Below are 14,185 nucleotides of genomic sequence, written 5' to 3' on the forward strand. Positions count from 1 at the left end.
GGGGGCGGTCACGTGTCCGCACGTCTTGACACCGCCGGACCGCGCGGGTTCAATATGGCAATTCCGAAACCGCGTTTCCATGAGAGAAACATTCGCGGGAGGTAGGCATGACGACCTGCGAATCGTCACCCCCGGCCACGGCCGAGATTTCTTACCCGGCAGCTCCATTCACACGGACGGAGCGCTGAGATGCGGCGCGACGCGAACCTTGCGGCGCTCGTCCTCTGCGGCGCGCTCCTCGGCCCCGTCGCCGGTGGTCAACTCGCCCTGCTGGGCAAACCGCTCGGCGGCGTCCTCGGCGTCCCCGGCGAGGTGGTCGGCTATCTGGCCATCACCGCACTGGTAATCGGTTGCGCGACAGCGTTCCTGGTGACCGGCGGCCGATACCGAGCGGCTGGAGTCTGCGCCCTGCTGGCCGGTCTCGCATACCTGACCGCGGGCCTGACCGCACGCCCCTGGCTGTTCACCGCCGCCGTGCTGGTGGCGGGAGCCGCCACGGGCCCGGCGCTGGCCGCCGGCCGCACCCTCGCACTGGCTCGCGGCGGCCGAGCCCGCACCGCCTGGCACGGCGCGATGGTCGCAGGCGCGGTACTGGCCGCCGGGACCGCTGTGCTCTGCGACCGGCGACCCGGCACCGCGCTGCTGATCGTGGGCGCGCTCGCCGCGGGCACGGGACTACTCGCGGTGCTCACTTCGGAGTCGGCGGCTCGCGCACCGGGATCAGCTCCGGCTGGATCGGAGACCGCCGTGCGAACGTCGGAGTCGGCTATCGGCGGGGTGGCACCCGCGTCGGAGTCCGCGCCTACCTCGATGTTGCCAGGCCGGGTATTGGAGGTCGCCGCGCGAACATCGAAAGCTGTTGCGGCGCAGCGGCTAGCGGCGTGGCGAATGAAGCTGGCCGGGTCGTGCCGGTTCTTGGCGACCGGAGCCGTCGCCGGACTACTGGCGGGTGGCACGGTGCTGCCCGGGCTGCACCTGCTGCTGTTCCGTTTCGACGCCGTCGGTTCCGAGCAGACGATCTGGCTGCTCTGGGCGACGTTGCCCGCGCTGCTGGCCGTGGCGCTGCCCGGGCCGGATCCGGGTGCTGTGCCGATGCTGCTCGTGATCGCCTGCGGCGGGCCGATTCTGGTCGCGACCGCGCCGGGACGGGCAAGTCTGGCGGTGGGGATCGCGGTCACGCTGGTGGCGGTGGTGCGCACGCTGCGGGGCGTCGATCTCCTGCTCGGGGACGTCGTGCCGCACCCGGCGACCGCCTGGGCGACACTGCTCGCTCCGATCGCCGCCGGGCTGGCCGGTCTCGGGCTGGTGACCGTCTGCGCACCGCTGTTCGGAACCGGCTCCGGCCTGCTCGTTCTCGCGGCGGCGGGTCTGCTCGCGGTGCTCGGCCTGCGGCGCGTCACCAGCACACCTCTCGTGAAGGAAATGCCATGATCCGCCTGTTCGCCGCCGCGCTCGCCGCCGCCGCGGTCCTGACCGCCGCCCCGCTCGCGCCCGCCCCGGCCTCGGCCCAGACCACCGCGACCCTGCGCGTGAGCGCGAGCACCGAGCTGACCGAGGGGCAGCGGATCACGGTGGACGGCAGCGGGTTCCGCGCCGGGCTCGCCGCGGTCGCGGTCGGTCTGTGCAAGAAGGGATTCACCAGCGGGATCAAGGATTGCGATCTGGAGGGCGGCGCGACCTTCGTCAATATCTCCGACGACGGCACCTTCCCGACCGTGACCCTGAGCGCCCGCGCCCGCTTCCGCGATATCGACTGCGCCACAAGGGAATGCGTGATCGCGGCCGCGCCGCTGCCCGGCAGTGAGCCGCCCGCGGTGATCGCGGCCAACTCGGCGGAGATCCCGGTGCGGTTCGCGGGCTCGGCCCTGCCCGCACCCGCCGCCGTTCCGGCCGCGAGCGCCCCGGCCGCCGCCGGCGATGTTTCCGGACCGTCGCTACCGCTGTGGGCGGCGACCGCCGTCCTGCTGGCGGTCGTCGCCGCCGTGGCCCTCGCCGACCGGCGACGGCTCTGACCCTCGAAGGAGTATCACCATGCACCAATTCGCAATGCGCTCGGCGCTCGGCGTCAGCGCGGTCTGCGCCCTGCTGGCGAGCGCGCCCACGGCCGCGGCCGCTCCGGCGCTCACACTGAACCAGAACACCGGGCTTGCGGCTGGTCAGCAGGTCACCGTCACCCTCGACGGCCTGGACGCCGGCATGGCCGGTGTCGCGGTGGGCCAGTGCAAACCCCAGGTGATCACGCCCGCCGACTGCAATCTGCCCGGCGCGCTGATGGGCGCCGCCGACGCCCAGGGCGTCTGGCAGCCGAGTTCGGGCAACCGCGCCGTCACCCTGGTCGCCAAGGTCGGCGGCACCGACTGCACCGCGGCCCCGGGCGCGTGCACCATCAGCGTCACCAGTCTCACCAACCCGTCGCAGATCCTGGCCTCCGCGCCACTGACCTTCGCGGCCCCGGCCCCGGCGACGACCGCCGCGGCCCCGGCGACGACCGCCGCACAACCGGTCGACGACGACGACGACAACTCCACCCCGATGATCCTCGGCATCGCGGCGGTCGTCGTGGTCGTGGTGGTCGCGGCGGCCCTGCTGCTGCGCCGCCGCCGGTCCGGTCGATGAGCGTCCTGACCCACGTGGTGCTGATGAAGTTCCACGACCCGGCCGACGCCGCACCCGCGGCGCGGCTGCTGGCCGATCTCACGGCATCGATTCCGCAGATCCGCTCCCTGGCGGTCGCCGTCGACGCGCTGCGCACCCCGGCCGCCTACGACCTCTACCTGAGCACCACCCACGCCTCGGAGTCGGAACTGTCCGGCTATCAGGAACATCCGGCCCATCACGCGGTGCGCGAGTGGCTGGTGCCGCGGCTGGCGCACCGGGCGGTGGTCGACTACTGGCAAGGCTGAGCGCGCTCGCACCGCCCGGGCGGTGCGAGCCCGGCTCGCCTCAGCGCGGTGCCGTGCCGGGATAGGCGCGCGCGGGCATGCCGCCGCCGTTCGCCCGGAAGGCCGCCGGCGCGTGGATCACGGTGGTCTGCGCGTATTCACGCAGCCCGTCCTCGGCGTACTCGCGGCCGAAGCCGCTGAGTTTGGTGCCGCCGAACGGCGCGCGCAGCGACATACCGGTCCGGTTGTGCGTGTTGACGAAGGTGAAACCCGCCTCCAGGCGGGCGGCCACGGCCAGCGCCCGATCCTCGTCGGGCGACCACACCGAGGCGCCCAGGCCCAGCTCGCAGTCGTTGGCGCGCGCCACGGCGTCGTCGAGGGTGTCGTAGGCGAGCACGGGCACCGCGGGCCCGAACTGTTCGAGCCGCACCAGATCGGCGTCGTCGGGCAGGTCCATCGCCAGCGACGGGGTGACGTAATAGCCGTCGCTGTCGGGGATTTCGGCGAGCGGAAGCAGCCAGCCGCCCCGGCTCCAGGCGTCGGCGGTGAGCGCGGTCATCCGCTCGGCCGCCGCGCGCGTGACCACCGGGCCCATCGTGACCTGTTCCTCGAGCGGGTCCCCGACAACCAGGATGCGTTGCGCGGCAGCCAGATACGATTCCACGAACTCGTCCAGGCGACGCCGCGGCACGTAGAGTCGCTTGGCGGCCATGCACACCTGCCCGGCACTGGCGAAGGAGGCCAGCACCAGGCGGTCGTAGTCGGCGGCGCTCAGCGTGAAGTCGTCGAGGAACAGCGCCGGGTCGTTGCCGCCGAGCTCTAGCACCACCGGTTTCAGCGCCCGACCCGCCGCGGCGGCGATGCTGCGCCCGGCCTGCTCCCCGCCGGTGAAGGCGACCTTCCGGACCAGCGGATGCGCGATCAGCGCCTCTACCGTCTCGGGTCCGCCGTTGATCACCTGGACACCGGGCAGCAAGCTCGCCGCGACGGCGACGGCCAGGGGCGCCAGCGGAGAAGGCTTGAGCACCACGGTGTTTCCGGCCGCGAGGGCCGGGCCCAGCTTCACCATGGCCAGAATGATCGGTGCGTTCCACGGGGTGATGGCGGCGACCACGCCGAACGGCGCGGGCGTGCGCAGCAGGCGGCCCTGCGCGTCGTCGAGCGGCGGGTAGGCCAGCACCTGGGCCGCGTGGTCGCGCACCCAGCGCAGATAGGCCGCGGCGAAGCCGATCTCGCCGCGGCAGTCCGCCACCGGTTTGCCGCTTTCCCGGGCCAGTAGCCGGGCCAGCGCGGCACAGCGGGCGTCCAGCTGCTCGGCCGCGTCGCCGAGCGCGCGAACCCGCTCGGCGAGCGACCGATCCGACCACTCGCGGAATTGCCGATGTGCCTGCCGGACAACGTGATCCACCTCATCAGGTGGCGTCACCGGCACCGATCCGACGACTTCGGCGGGATGAGCGGGGTTTTCACGATCGATGCGCATGATCGGCGGGCTCCAGGGAGTCGAGCAGGCAGGCGCGGCGCAGGTGGGCGCGCGCGGCGATCGGGTCGGCCGCGAGCCCGCGCAGGTGGTCGCGGTACGACGCGTCGTGCGCGCGCAGGCGCTGCCAGTTGTCGTGGCTGGCGCGCTGGACGTGCTCGACGGCGACGGTGCGCCGCCGGGCCGCCGCCTGATCCAGGCCCGACTCCGGACCGCCGGCCAGCACGTCGGCCAGCGCGTCCGCGAGCTGGACCGCGTCGTGGATGCCGCTGTTCATACCCATGCCGCCGAGCGGATTGTTGACATGGGCCGCGTCGCCCATGAGTAGCACCCGCCCCACCCGGAAGCGTTCGGTGACGCGCTGGTGCACGTGGTAGAGCGAGGCGTGGTGCACCCGCCAGGGCCGGCCGAGGTCCGCGACACCGTCCAGACGGCCTGGCAGACGGCGTAATTCGGTGTCGTCGGCGGTATCGGCCGGTGTGGGCAGCAGGACCCGCCAGTGCTCGGGGGTGCGCAGCAGCACCAGCCACTCGCCGGGATCGAAGACATAGTTGATGGCCGCGATCCCCGGCAGCGCGGCGGCGAGATCCTCCGCGACGGAGGCGACCAGGAACCGTTCCGGATAGGTGCTGCCGTCGAATCCCGCGCCGAGCGCGGTCCGGACCGCCGAGTGCGCGCCGTCGGCGGCGATCACCCAGTCGGCCCGGATCGGTCCGCGCGTGGTGTGCACGGTGACACCGTCGCCGCCGGGGTCGAGGCCGTGCACGGCGTGGTCGAACAGCACCCGGGTGTCCGGCGGCAGGGCCGCCCGCAGCAGCGGCGTGAGTTTGCCCTGCTCGAACTGCACCCGGAACGGATACCGGGTGTCCGCGGCCAGGACCGCGAGATCGAGCGTGGCGATCACCCCGCCGCCGCGCTCGCGATACTGGAAGGTCGGTGCGATGACACCGCCGTCGAGCAGCGGGCCCACCACCCCGAGCGCGTCCAGCATCTCCAGGGTCGGCGGATGAAAGGTCGAAGCCCGCGATTCCGCGGCCAGTTCGGAGCCGCGCTCGAGGACCGTCACCGCCACGCCGCGCCGGGCCAGCGTGAGTGCGGCCGTGAGACCCACGGGCCCCGCCCCGACCACGACGACGGCGGTCATGAGGTGTGCAGGGCGAAGCGGCCCTCGACGCCCACCACCCGCGCGCCGGTGAAGAACCGCAGCGTCTCGGCGGTGCCCTCCTCGCCGAGCCCGGACAGGCCCCAGGCCGGACGCGGCGTCATCATGTGCAGGCTCAGGATCGAGGAGCCGTTGACCTTCACCTCACCGGCCCGGATCCGCTGCGCCACCTCGAGCGCCTGCTCGGTGCCGCACACGTAGCCCTCCAGGCCGTAGGGCACGGCGTTGGCCAGGGCCACCGCCTCCTCGACGGTCCGGTAGGTGACCACACCCGCCACCGGCCCGAACACCTCGTCGGTCAGGTCGTCGTCGAGCAGGACGGGCGCGAAGTAGTTGCCGCCCTCCGGCATCCGGCCGTAGCTCTGAAAGCGACGGGCGGACACGGTATTACGCAGCAGCGCGACCTGGCGCGAGTGCACCAGCGGGCCGAATTCGGTGTCGCGGTCCAGCGGCGGGCCCACCCGCAGCGTCTCCAGTCGCTTGCCGATGGCCTCGAGCAACTCGCCGGCGCGGTCGGCGGGCAGCACCAGGCGCCCGAGCGCCCGGCACCACTGGCCGTTGAGCGTGGTGAGCAGTTCGGCGGCCATGCGCGCGGCGGTGTCGGTGTCGGCGTCCGGCAGCACCACGAGCGGGTTGTTGCCGCCCAGCTCGAGCTGGCAGGGGCGGAACAGCGGAGCCGAGGCGGTGGCCACCGCCTGCCCGCCGGTCAGCCCGCCGGTGAAGGACACCGCCTTGATGCGCGGGTCGGTGACCAGGTGCGCGCCGATATCCGCGCCGCCGTGCACCAGCTGGAACATCCCGGCGGGGACGTGCTCGGCGATCACCTCGGCCAGCGGGATCGCGCTGTAGGGCGCGAGCTCGCTGACCTTCAGGATCACCGGGCAGCCGGCGGCCAGCGCGTTGGCGACCTTGTGCGCGGCCATCGGCGCGGGCGCGTTCCAGGGCACCAGGCACAGCGCCGGGCCCAGCGGCAGCCGGTGCACCTGCACGCCGTCGCGATCCGCGCGCAGAATGCCGGCGCGCAGCTGCTCGGCCGCCAACCGGAACGACCCGGTGACGATGATGCCCAGCAGCTCGGTCTGCCGGATCGGCACCCCGGTGGCGAAGGCGTCCAGTTCGGCGATCCGCGGCAGCAGCGGCGTCAGGTCGTCGGCGATGGCGTCGAGGACCTCGGGCGTGATCACGCCGGTGACGCGGTCGGCCACCGAGAGCGCGCGCTCGACCGCGCCGAGGGTGGTCTGCGCCGCGCGCGCCACCGGAGCGCCGGTCGCCGGATCCTCCAGCGCGAAGCCGAGATGACGTGCGGGAGCGGACCATTCGCCGTCGACGAGATCTCTGATCGCGGGGAGCTGGATGGTCATCGCGCGACCTCCGGTGCGGTGGTGAACAATTCGTTGGCCTTCGCGTCGGTGACGATCCGGGCCACCTCGAGCATGCCGCGTTCGGCCGGAAAGGTCATCACCAGGCCCATGGCCAGGTCGCGCAGGGCGCGCCCGGCGATGCCGTCCATCGAGGCCGCCGACGTGCCACCGGCTTTCAGCGCGCCCAGCGCGACCTGGAAGCACGCCTCGGTGACCGCGCCCTTGCCCAGCCGCCACTGCGTGAAGACTTCCTGCTTGGGCTTGATCGGCGGCTCCACGGTCTCGATCTCCAGCTGGTAGCGCAGCCACAGGTACGCGGTCTGCAACTGCCGGGTCATCTCGCCGATGAGCACCTGGTGCACCGGCGAGGAGGCGATCGGTTCTCCGGTGTCGGCGAAGGTCTTTCGCGTGGTGACGGCGAGCGTTTCGTCGTACACCCGCTGCGCGCAGCCGGTGTAGACGGCCGCGATCGCCAGCTGATTGCCGACGAAGCTGCCGCGGCTGCGGGTCAGCATCTTGGTGAACGCGCCCGGGATGGTCAGCGCCTCGTCGGCGGGCACGAACACCTCGTCGAGGCGGATGCCGTTGTTGGCGGTGGCGCGCATGCCGAGCCCGTCCCACGGGGCGCGCACGCTCACCCCGGCGGCCTCGCGGGGCACGAAGAAGGTGGCCAGTCCCTCGGCGGTGTCGTAGCCCTCGAGTTTGGCCGAGGTGAGGTAGTAGTCGGCCACGCCGGTGGCGCAGCCGAAAGACTTCTCGCCCCGCAGGATCCAGCCGCCGTCGACCTTGCGCGCGGTGGTGGCGATGGTGATGTTGGCCTGTGCCGTCTTGACCGCTTCGGAGGCGAAGTTCGCCAGCCAGGTGCCCTCGGCCATCCGGGTCAGCACCTTCTCGGCGAAGGACCGGACCACCGGCACCTCGTCGTCGGCGAACAGGCCGGCATCGATGGCGTCCAGCGGCAGCAGCCCGCGCGAGGCGCTGGTGTTGTGGAAGAAGTAGGCCAGCGCGGTGGACGGGCAGGCGGTGCCCATGGCGAAGGTGGCCGCGGCGAGGTCGCGCAGCGTGCCGCCGAGCCCGCCGAATTTCTCCGGGACCACCAGGCCCAGCAGTCCGGCCTCGCGCAGCAGGGGCACGTGCGAGGCGGGGAAGGTGGCGTCGCGGTCGGCGGCCGCGGCGGCCGCGCGCAGCGCGGGCAGCACGGATTCCACCCGTTCGGCCCGCGCGCGTTCGGCTTCGGTCATGTCTTCGACGAGTCGTGCGCCGATCATCGGTCGATCCCCTCGTAGTAGGTGCGGTCGTGGTAGATGAGCGGGGGAGCGGGCCGGGGCGTGGCCGCGTCCTGGACCAGGCCGAGCACGATCGTGTGATCCCCGGCGGGGTGGCACGCGGCGACCACGCAGTCGACCCAGGCGACGGCCTCGGCCAGGACGGCCGCGCCGGTCGTGGCGGTTTCCCAGCGGCCAAGGGCGAACCGGTCGTCGCCGTTGCCGGGCGCGGCGAAGCGGCGGCCGAGGTGCTCGTGGTCGCGGCCCAGCACGTTGACGGCGAAGACGCCGCTGGCGCGAACCGCGCGGCAGGTGGTGCTGTCGGTGGCCAGGCATACCGAGACGAGCGGCGGCCGCAGGGCCACACTGGTGAACGAGCTGGCGGTCATCCCGTGCCGGATGTGCTTGTCGCGCAGCGTGGTGACCACGACGACGCCGCTGGCCCACTGTGCCATCACGGCACGGAGATACGTCGACTCCACCCGAACCTCCGTTTCGACAGTGGAAACACTGTTACGCACACGGTAACGGCTGTCGCGGGCGGCGCGCAATAGGGAAGGCGGCTGTCGCACACCGATTTCCGGTCGCGCCCGCCGGCTTCGGCAGGTTGTTTCCCATCGGGAAATCGTGTGACCTAAGCTGGGGGCGTGTCGGACACCGAAGGCGAGAATTCCAGTCGTTCCATCGCCGCCGTCGAGCGAGCCATGGACGTGTTGCTGCTGTTCGGGCGCACCGGCCGCCCCGATCTCGGGGTGACGGAGATCGCCAACGAACTCGGTCTCACCAAGGCCGCGGTGCACCGCATCCTCACCGCGCTGCGCAACCGCGAGCTGATCACGGTCGAGCCCACCACGCGCCGGTACGCGCTGGGGCACGCCGCCATCGCGCTCGGGCGCGCCTATCTGGCCCGCACCGATCTGCGCGTGATGGCCGGCCCGGAACTGCGCCGCCTGGCCACCCTCACGGGGGAGACGGCCACCCTGTCCATCCGGCGCGGCGACACCCGCATGTACGTGGACCAGGTCGTGCCGGATCAGGAGCTGCGCATGGAAGTCGCACTGGGCGTGCCCTATCCGCTGCACGCGGGCAGTTCGTCCAAGGCGATCCTGGCCTTCCTGCGCAAGACCGAGATCGACGACTACCTGGACCGGCACGAACTCACCCCCTTCACCGACGCGACCATCACCACCCCGCGCAAACTGCGCACCGAACTGGCCGAGGTGCGCAAACGCGGCTACGCGATCTCGCTGGGCGAACGGCAGATCGGCGCGGCCTCGATCGCGGCGCCGGTGCTCGATCACGACGGTGGCGTGGTGGCCGCGATCAGCGTCTGCGGCCCGCTCTCGCGTTTCCAGCCGCGCCTGAGCGAATACGTGCCGATGCTGCAGAAGGCCACGAACGCGGTGTCCGCGCAGCTGGGGCACACCGGCTGAGTTCACAGCCGGGCCGCGGGCTTGAGCACGCCCAGCACCGCGGCGGCCAGCACGCTCGCCCAGATCGCCCAGACATACGGTAGGCAGCCGTCGATGCTGCGGCGCAGGGTCTGCTCGGCCGGGCCGCCGGATCCGCCCGACTGCACCGCGGCGAAGGCCGGGCCGAAGGGCCGCAACATCATTCGGATGCCCAGGCCCGCACCGATCGCGGTCGCGTACAGCAGCACCTTGAGGCCCAGCCATTTCGGATTGGTGGTCACCCCGAACGGCTCCGGCGCGAGCACGGTGTAGAGCCCCGTGCCCGTCATGGCGGCGATCACCGTCCACCGGATCGTGAGATCGGTTCGGCGCACCACCGGAATCCGGCCGTGCGTCCGATGCTGAATCACCGTCAGCGCCAGCCAGATCGCCGCGCCGGCCCAGACCAGAGCCAGCGTCCACCAGGGGAAGAGTGCGACGCCGAACGCGTGCGCGCCGTGCGGCTCGAGCGCCATCAGCGTGACGCCGCTGGGCAGGAACAGCACCAGGCACACCTTAGGGCCGAGGTCCAGGCCGCTCATGATCGACAGCGCGGTCCCGCGGGCCGCCGGAGTGAGTTCGGGGTCGATGACGAAGCGGCTGGAGTAGTAGACGCCCAGGTCGCCGCCCAGCCAGAAGACGAACAACACCAGGTGCAGCAGGATCCACCAGCCATGCGGATGCGGGCCCATTTCTTCCCCTGTTCTCTTGTGCGAAACAGCGTTTCGCGGGCTATGCTTCGCCGATAGTTTCACACCGAAACGGTGTTTCCACAATCGAAACGAGGTGCCATGCGAGCCTTCGTAGTGGCCATCGCGGGTCTGCTCGGTCTGCTGCTCACCCCTCCGGTCGCGTCCGCGAATCCGCCTGTGCGGCAGGTCGTCATCGACGGCGACGCCGCCTCTGTCTTCGCGCCGGCGCGAGCCGACCGGCGGCTGCCGGTCGCGCTGGTACTGCCCGGCGCGAACGTCGGCCGGCGCTACTACGCCGGATTCGCCTCCGCCCTGGCCGATTACGGCTTCGTCGTGGTGGTGGCCGAGCATCGGGTACTGCCGTTCGCCGAGGTGACGCTGCCCAGCGAGCATCAGCTGAACGCGGTCGTCGCCTGGGCCCGCGCCGAGGCCGCCGACCGGAATTCCGCGCTCGGGCGCATGATCGATCCCGGCACCCTGGTGGTCGCGGGGCACTCCTACGGCGCGGCCGCCGCGCTGTACGCGGCGGCCGACCGCTGCCAGCCGCCGTTCTGCTTCGGCCTGTCGTTCACCCATCCCGCGGAGCTGCGCGCGGTGGTCGGCCACGGTGCCAACACCACCGTCGGCGCGGCCGTCGATCCGGTTGCGGTGAAGGGGATTCCGGTCATGTTCGTCAACGGCACCAATGACGGCGTCAGCGAGCCGGCGGAAGCCCGCGAGAGCTTCGCCCGGCTCACCGGCGCGCCGGCCGCGGTCTTCGTCGATCTGCTGGGCGCCAACCATTTCGGGCTCACCGACGCGAACAATCCGCCCGGCGCGGCGCCGGACCCGCTCGCGGCCACCACCGCCTGGCCGGACACCATCGCCACCACCGCCCGCTGGACCGCGATGTGGTTCCTGGCCAGCCTCGGCGACGAGGCTGCCCGGGACTTCGTCTACGGCGCCGGTGCCGCGCTGGACGTCGCGGTAGCGGTCGAACGGCGGTAGCTACTCCTGGCGGTGACCACGGTTCAGCGCAGGACCCGCAGGGCCTCCGCGAGATCGATCACGTCGGCGTACTTGGCGTCGAGATCGAACAGGTTCGCCTCGTGCAGGCGCGGATCGCGGTCACCGCAGGCGTCGGCGACGACGAGGGGCCGGAAGCCGTGCTGTAGTGCGTCGGTGGTGGTGGCCCGCACGCAGCCGCTGGTGGTGAGACCGGTGACGAGCACCGTGTCGATACCGTCGGCGGTGAGATTGGCGGCCAGCGCGGTGCCGTGGAAGGCGCTCGGATACTGCTTGGTCACCACCGATTCGCCGGGGAGCGGGGCCGGGTCGGCGAGGAACTCCGCCAGCGGGTTGCCCTCCTCGAACACGCTCAGGGTCGGGATCTTGCGGCGGAACAGGCCGCCGTCCGCGCTGCCCGGGCGGTAGCTCACCCGCGTGAAGATCACCGGATAGCCGTGGTCGCGGGCCTGGCGCACCACCCGCGTGGTGGCCCGCACCGCGGCCTCGACCGGTGCGCGCAGGGGCGAGCCGTCGGTCACGTAGGCCGCGCACACGTCGATGACCAGGACGGCCGGACTGCTGCCCGCGCCCAGCCGTGAGCCATAGCCCGCGCTGCGGGCGTCGGCGGTGAGATCCTGCATGGCACAGCGCCTCTCAGATGACGCCGGTGGCGGCGAGTGTGGTCAGGCGGTCGGCGTCGAGGCCGAGCAGGCCCCGGTAGACGTCGGTATTGTGCTGCCCCAGCGTGGGTCCCGCGTGCCGGACCGAGCCGGGTGTCGCGCTCAGTTTCGGCACCACGTTCTGCATGGGCAGCTCGCCGAGTTCGGGGTGGGCGACGCGCACGATCGCCTCGCGCGCGGCGAAATGCGGATCGGCGAACATGTCCCGGGCGGTGTAGATGCGCCCGGCCGGCACGCCCGCCGCGTGCAGGCGCTCGAGCAGCTGCTCCGCGTCGGCGGCCGAGGTCCAAGCGGCGATCAGCTCGTCGAGTTCGGTCATGCGCGCGCCACGGGCGGTATGGCTGGAATACCGTTCGTCGGTGGCCAGTTCGGGCCGGCCCATCAGCTCGGCGAGCCGGGTGAAGACGGTGTCCTGGTTGGCCGCGATCAGGATCATCTCCCCGCCCGCGGTCGGATAGACGTTGGAGGGCGCGACATTCGGCAGCACCGATCCGGTGCGCTCGCGCTGGTAGCCGGTGACCGCGTACTCCGGGAGCAGGGATTCCATCATCGCCAGCACCGCCTCGTAGATCGCCGAGTCCACCAGCTGCCCGGCGCCGGTGCGGTGACGATGGTGCACGGCGGCCAGCGTGCCGATGGTCGCGAAGACGGCCGCGAGCGAATCGCCGATCGAGATGCCGGTGCGTGCCGGGCGGTGCTCGGGATCGCCTGTCGTGTAGCGAATTCCGCCCATCGCCTCGCCGATCGAGCCGTAGCCGGCGCGGGGGGCGTAGGGCCCGGTCTGCCCGTATCCGGTGACGCGCACCATGATCAGGCCGGGGTTCGACTCGCGCAGGCGCTCGTAGCCCAGGCCCCAGCGTTCCATCGTGCCGGGCCGGAAGTTCTCGATCACGATGTCGGCGCGTGCGATCAGTTCCCGGGCCAGGCGCTGCCCCTCCGGATCGCGCAGATTGCAGGTCACCGACTTCTTGTTGCGCGCCACCACCGGCCACCACAGCGACTTGCCGTCGGCTTGCTCGCGCCCCCACTGCCGCATCGGATCACCGCTGCCCGGCGCCTCCAGTTTGATGACCTCGGCGCCGAAGTCGCCGAGCAGCTGCCCGCAGAACGGACCCGCGAGCAACTGGCCCATCTCGATCACGCGGAGATCGGCCAGCGGCCCGGTCGGGGTGGTGGTTTCGGCTGGCATCGGAGCGATCTCCCTCTGTCGGCGGCCCGGACGACCGGGTAGCGTGTAGCGCAAAGTGGATACACTGTATCCCTGAGTGAAACGGTGCGGCAACATGATCGGTGCCCGCGCCGGTGGAACGGGAGGCCCCGGTGGATGTCACGCTGGTCGAGGTAGCGCCGCGCGACGGCTTGCAGAACGAGGCGGAGACCGTCGCCACCGCCGACAAGATCCGCCTGATCGAGCGCTCGGTCGCCGCCGGTCTGCGGCGGATCGAGGCGGTGAGTTTCGTGCATCCGGGGCGGGTTCCGCAGATGGCCGACGCCGAAGCCGTCATGGCGGGTGTGCCGCGCCCGGCGGGTGTCTCCTACGCCGGGCTGGTGTTCAACGAACGCGGGCTGGACCGGGCGCTGGCCGCGGGCGTGCACGAGATCAATGTCGTTGTCGTCGCGACGGATTCGTTCAGCGGTCGTAATCAGGGCTGCGACACCGCCGAGGGGGTGCGACGCTGGCGTGCCCTGTCCGCCAGGGCGGCCGCGGCGGGTCTGCACCGCACCGTCACCGTGGCCGCCGCCTTCGGGTGCCCCTTCGAGGGCGAGGTCGATCCGGGCCGGGTACTCGACCTGATCGGTCAGGTCGCCGCGTCGGACCCCGACGAGATCGCCCTCGCCGACACCATCGGCGTCGGCACCCCGGACCGGGTGCGGACGCTGGTCGCCGGATTGCGCGAGCGGGCCCCGGATGCGCTGGCCCGCTGCCATTTCCACAACACCCGCAACACCGGCTACGCCAACGCCCTCGCCGCGCTCGAAGCCGGCGCGACCGTGCTGGACGCGAGCACCGGCGGTGTCGGCGGCTGCCCCTTCGCTCCCGCCGCCACCGGCAACATCGCCACCGAGGACCTGCTCTACACGCTGCACCGGATGGGGCTGCGCACCGGCGTCGACCTGGCGTCGGTGGCCGAGACCGGCCGGTGGCTGGGTGGGGTCCTGGGCGCGCCGGTCCCGGCGTTGCTCGGTCGCGCAGGCGACTTCCCGGTGCCCTGACCGGCGAGCGG

At 72.0% G+C, this 14,185-nt stretch carries 15 protein-coding genes; 7 read left to right on the forward strand and 8 right to left on the reverse strand.

Going from position 1 to position 14,185, the window contains the following annotated elements; translation table 11 throughout:
- The first annotated feature begins 189 nt into the window (after nt 1-189).
- The 4 genes from AB0I43_RS17785 to AB0I43_RS17800 are packed head-to-tail and all read left to right on the forward strand — an operon-like array spanning nt 190 to nt 2,903.
- Entirely contained in the window at nt 190-1,431 is a 1,242-nt protein-coding gene (locus tag AB0I43_RS17785; protein WP_356979202.1) for a hypothetical protein, read from the forward strand.
- Nucleotides 1,428-2,012, forward strand: a complete 585-nt coding sequence (locus AB0I43_RS17790; RefSeq protein WP_356979204.1) for a neocarzinostatin apoprotein domain-containing protein — start codon at nt 1,428-1,430, stop codon at nt 2,010-2,012. Before AB0I43_RS17785 ends, AB0I43_RS17790 begins: the two co-directional genes overlap by 4 nt.
- Before the next feature lie 19 nt (nt 2,013-2,031).
- A complete protein-coding gene (locus AB0I43_RS17795) occupies nt 2,032-2,616 on the forward strand; it encodes a neocarzinostatin apoprotein domain-containing protein (protein ID WP_356979206.1) in 585 nt (194 codons plus the stop codon).
- Nucleotides 2,613-2,903: a Dabb family protein gene (locus tag AB0I43_RS17800; RefSeq protein ID WP_356979208.1), complete on the forward strand. Its 291-nt coding sequence runs from the start codon at nt 2,613-2,615 to the stop codon at nt 2,901-2,903. Before AB0I43_RS17795 ends, AB0I43_RS17800 begins: the two co-directional genes overlap by 4 nt.
- Nucleotides 2,904-2,943: 40 nt before the next feature.
- Here the strand turns inward: AB0I43_RS17800 and AB0I43_RS17805 are convergent, their stop codons facing one another.
- The 5 genes from AB0I43_RS17805 to AB0I43_RS17825 are packed head-to-tail and all read right to left on the reverse strand — an operon-like array spanning nt 2,944 to nt 8,632.
- Entirely contained in the window at nt 2,944-4,365 is a 1,422-nt protein-coding gene (locus AB0I43_RS17805) for an aldehyde dehydrogenase family protein (RefSeq protein ID WP_356979210.1), read from the reverse strand.
- Entirely contained in the window at nt 4,349-5,506 is a 1,158-nt protein-coding gene (locus AB0I43_RS17810) for an NAD(P)/FAD-dependent oxidoreductase (protein ID WP_356979212.1), read from the reverse strand. Before AB0I43_RS17810 ends, AB0I43_RS17805 begins: the two co-directional genes overlap by 17 nt.
- Nucleotides 5,503-6,885 carry an aldehyde dehydrogenase family protein gene (locus AB0I43_RS17815; protein ID WP_356979213.1) on the reverse strand — a complete coding sequence of 461 codons (1,383 nt, stop codon included), beginning with the start codon at nt 6,883-6,885 and terminating at the stop codon, nt 5,503-5,505. The genes AB0I43_RS17810 and AB0I43_RS17815 overlap by 4 nt, the downstream gene beginning before the upstream one ends.
- Nucleotides 6,882-8,153 (reverse strand): acyl-CoA dehydrogenase family protein, encoded by a 1,272-nt coding sequence (locus AB0I43_RS17820; protein WP_356979215.1) that lies wholly within the window; start codon nt 8,151-8,153, stop codon nt 6,882-6,884. Before AB0I43_RS17820 ends, AB0I43_RS17815 begins: the two co-directional genes overlap by 4 nt.
- Nucleotides 8,150-8,632 carry a flavin reductase family protein gene (locus AB0I43_RS17825; RefSeq protein ID WP_356979217.1) on the reverse strand — a complete coding sequence of 161 codons (483 nt, stop codon included), beginning with the start codon at nt 8,630-8,632 and terminating at the stop codon, nt 8,150-8,152. The genes AB0I43_RS17820 and AB0I43_RS17825 overlap by 4 nt, the downstream gene beginning before the upstream one ends.
- Before the next feature lie 165 nt (nt 8,633-8,797).
- Here AB0I43_RS17825 and AB0I43_RS17830 point away from each other — a divergent pair, with 165 nt between their 5' ends.
- On the forward strand, nt 8,798-9,583 hold the full coding sequence (locus AB0I43_RS17830; RefSeq protein WP_356979219.1) for an IclR family transcriptional regulator: 786 nt from the start codon (nt 8,798-8,800) through the stop codon (nt 9,581-9,583).
- A 2-nt stretch (nt 9,584-9,585) separates the two neighbouring features.
- On the opposite strand, the gene AB0I43_RS17835 is transcribed toward AB0I43_RS17830, so the two are convergent.
- Complete coding sequence (locus AB0I43_RS17835; RefSeq protein ID WP_356979221.1) at nt 9,586-10,293, reverse strand: hypothetical protein; 708 nt, start codon at nt 10,291-10,293, stop codon at nt 9,586-9,588.
- A 99-nt stretch (nt 10,294-10,392) separates the two neighbouring features.
- On the opposite strand from AB0I43_RS17835, the gene AB0I43_RS17840 reads away from it, so the two are divergent.
- Complete coding sequence (locus AB0I43_RS17840) at nt 10,393-11,280, forward strand: hypothetical protein (protein ID WP_356979223.1); 888 nt, start codon at nt 10,393-10,395, stop codon at nt 11,278-11,280.
- Between the two features lie 23 nt (nt 11,281-11,303).
- Here the strand turns inward: AB0I43_RS17840 and AB0I43_RS17845 are convergent, their stop codons facing one another.
- Together AB0I43_RS17845 and AB0I43_RS17850 are read right to left on the reverse strand one after the other, a co-directional pair.
- The gene (locus tag AB0I43_RS17845; RefSeq protein ID WP_356979224.1) at nt 11,304-11,921 is read right to left on the reverse strand and encodes an isochorismatase family protein; all 618 of its coding nucleotides are present in this window, start codon (nt 11,919-11,921) and stop codon (nt 11,304-11,306) included.
- A 13-nt stretch (nt 11,922-11,934) separates the two neighbouring features.
- Nucleotides 11,935-13,149 carry a CoA transferase gene (locus AB0I43_RS17850; RefSeq protein ID WP_356979225.1) on the reverse strand — a complete coding sequence of 405 codons (1,215 nt, stop codon included), beginning with the start codon at nt 13,147-13,149 and terminating at the stop codon, nt 11,935-11,937.
- A 131-nt stretch (nt 13,150-13,280) separates the two neighbouring features.
- Between AB0I43_RS17850 and AB0I43_RS17855 the strand changes: the two genes are divergently transcribed.
- Entirely contained in the window at nt 13,281-14,174 is an 894-nt protein-coding gene (locus AB0I43_RS17855; protein ID WP_356979227.1) for a hydroxymethylglutaryl-CoA lyase, read from the forward strand.
- Nucleotides 14,175-14,185: the final 11 nt, after the last annotated feature.

Origin of the sequence: Nocardia sp. NPDC050435 (genome assembly GCF_040655395.1) — a bacterium.
In the GTDB taxonomy this organism is placed as follows: Bacteria; Actinomycetota; Actinomycetes; order Mycobacteriales; family Mycobacteriaceae; genus Nocardia.